This window comes from Mesorhizobium sp. M7A.F.Ca.CA.002.09.1.1, assembly GCF_003998555.1.
GTDB lineage: Bacteria > Pseudomonadota > Alphaproteobacteria > Rhizobiales > Rhizobiaceae > Mesorhizobium > Mesorhizobium ciceri.
In genome coordinates this window covers 1-2,552 of the sequence record NZ_RZRR01000816.1, presented here as the reverse complement: position 1 = coordinate 2,552, position 2,552 = coordinate 1, and the positions used below count along the sequence as shown (strand labels likewise).

The following is a 2,552-nucleotide window of genomic DNA, read 5'->3' as shown; positions in this document are numbered from 1 at the left end:
GGTTGGCGTCGACCGAGAACGGCGCCTCGCCCTCCTTGTCCTTCGGCACGGGGATCTGGTGCTGTTCGGCAAAGTTCATCAGGTCGGTGCGCGACTTGAACGACCAGTCGCGCCACGGCGCGATGACCTTGATGTCGGGGTTCAGTGCGTAAGCCGAGAGCTCGAAGCGAACCTGATCGTTGCCCTTGCCGGTGGCGCCATGCGCGATCGCATCGGCGCCGGTTTCCCGGGCTATATCGACCAGATGCTTGGAGATCAGCGGCCGGGCGATCGAGGTGCCGAGCAGATAGGTGCCTTCATAGACGGTGTTGGCGCGGAACATCGGGAAGACGAAGTCGGCGACGAATTCCTCGCGCACATCGACGATACGGATGTCCTTGATGCCCATCATCTCGGCCTTGCGGCGCGCCGGTTCCAGCTCTTCACCCTGACCGAGATCGGCGGTGAAGGTGATGACCTCGGCGCCGAACTCGGTCTGCAGCCATTTCAGGATGATGGATGTGTCGAGACCGCCGGAATAGGAGAGCACGACTTTCTTGATGTCTTTGGTTTTGGACATTTTTACCCCGTCGGTGGCGGACGCCCCAGCCTGGGCGTCACAGATTGTCGCAGCGCCTTTTAGCAGGAACGGCAGAGCGAGCAAGCACGCGTGCATGCATGGCTTCTGGTCCAGCGCATGGCGGGAGCGCGATGCCTGGGCCGTGGCGTTTTGGCGGGACCGTGCCATGGCGCCCCGCATCGCAGCACTAAGAAGATGCAGTTCAGCACGGAGCGCGGTCTATCCGCGCGACGGGGCCGACCGCGAGCGGTTGGTCAGCAACGCCGACCTTGCCATGTACCGGGCGAAGAACGACGTGACGCGAGCCGTCTGCTTCTACGAATCCGCCATGGACGAGACGGCGCGGGCGCGCCGCGCCTTGGCCACCGACCTTCGCCAGGCGATCGACCGCGGCGAGCTTTCGCTTCACTATCAGGTGCAGACCTCGGTCCCGACCGGCGCCACCTGCGGCTACGAAGCGCTGCTGCGCTGGACCCATCCCGTGCATGGCATGATCCCGCCCGCCGAATTCATCCCGATTGCCGAAGAGAACGGCTCGATCATGGCGATCGGCGAATGGGTGCTGCGGACCGCGTGCCGGCAGGCGGCCTCGTGGGGCAATGGCCACAAGATCGCGGTCAATTTGTCGCCGGTGCAGTTCGCCCATGCCGATCTCGCCAAGCTCGTCCATCAGATCCTGATCGAGACCGGGCTGTCGCCGAAACGGCTGGAGCTGGAGTTGACCGAATCGACGATCGTCGCCGACAAGGTGCGCACGCTGCATGTCCTGCGCCAGGTCAAGGCGCTTGGGGTGACGATCGCGATCGACGATTTCGGCACCGGCTATTCATCGCTCGATACGCTGCGCTCGTTTCCCTTCGACAAGATCAAGCTCGACCGCTCATTCATGGCCGATGTCGAGCGAAGCCCGCAGGCCAAGGCCATCATCCGGGCGGTGCTGACGCTGGGCCGCAGCCTCGACATTCCGGTGCTCGCCGAAGGCGTCGAGACACATGTCCAGCTCACCATCCTGCAGGTCGAAGGCTGCAATGAGGCGCAAGGCTATTTTCTCGGCCGGCCCAAGCCGATCGACCAGATCACCGGGGACACCGATGTCCGCAACGATCGACTCTTCGCGGAGGAGCCAGCGAGGATACGGCTGAGCAGGCAGGCATAGGACTGCCGCGGCCGGCGCCCAGCGAATGCCGTGCAGACGCCTGCTGGATCGAGATCGGATCGCTGCTGTGTCTGGCGTCGACATGGCGCATCCTGTATAGGCCTCCCAATTCCCCGGGGCCGCTCATGTCGTTCATTCCAGACACCACCACGCTGATCCAGTTCGCCATCGCCACGGTCATCCTGGCGATCACGCCGGGGCCGGACATGACCCTGTTCGTCTCGCGCACGCTGAGCCAGGGCCGTGCCACCGGCTTTGCCTCGATGGCCGGCGCGCTGTGCGGCACGCTGATCCACACCACGCTGGTGGTGGTCGGCGTCTCGGCGCTGATCGTCGCCTCGCCGATGGCATTCTTCGTGCTGAAGATCTTCGGCGCCGGCTATCTCGTCTTCCTGGCCTGGCAGGCAATCACCAGGGGCTCGGCCTTTTCGCCGGAGAAGAAGACGGGACCCGAGATTTCGCTGTTGCGCAGCTGGGCGGCGGGCCTCGGCGTCAATCTGCTCAACCCGAAGATCATCCTGTTCTTCATGACCTTCCTGCCGCAGTTCGTCTCCGCACATGATCCGAACGCACCGGGAAAGCTGTTTTTCCTGGGCACGATGTTCATCGTGCTGTCGGTCCCGGTGACGGTGCCGATGGTGCTGGCGGCGGAAAAGTTTTCGGCGGCGATGAAGGCAAGCCCGCGCGTTACGCGGGTGGTCGACTATCTGTTTGCCGGCGTGTTCTCCGCCTTCGCCCTCAAGATCCTGACGGCCCAGGCGAAGTAGGCGCCGTCATCCTGTCCGGCCATCCTCTTTTGATTCTGGTTCGCCTTGCCACCAGCTTGCGGCCCAGCGC

The 2,552-nt window shown here is 63.9% G+C and carries 2 protein-coding genes and 1 pseudogene; 2 read left to right on the top strand and 1 reads right to left on the bottom strand.

From position 1 onward, the window contains the following. Positions 1–559 (bottom strand): argininosuccinate synthase domain-containing protein (locus EN994_RS26720; RefSeq protein WP_206530507.1); only part of this gene is annotated, 559 nt, incomplete at its 3' end. A 214-nt stretch (positions 560–773) separates the two neighbouring features. On the opposite strand from EN994_RS26720, the pseudogene EN994_RS26715 reads away from it, so the two are divergent. Beyond that, positions 774–1,715: pseudogene (locus EN994_RS26715) on the top strand (GGDEF domain-containing phosphodiesterase); the annotation flags it as partial. Between the two features lie 125 nt (positions 1,716–1,840). Then, positions 1,841–2,482, top strand: coding sequence for a LysE family translocator (locus tag EN994_RS26710; protein ID WP_013528810.1), 642 nt, complete (start codon positions 1,841–1,843; stop codon positions 2,480–2,482). The last annotated feature ends 70 nt before the right edge of the window (positions 2,483–2,552 follow it).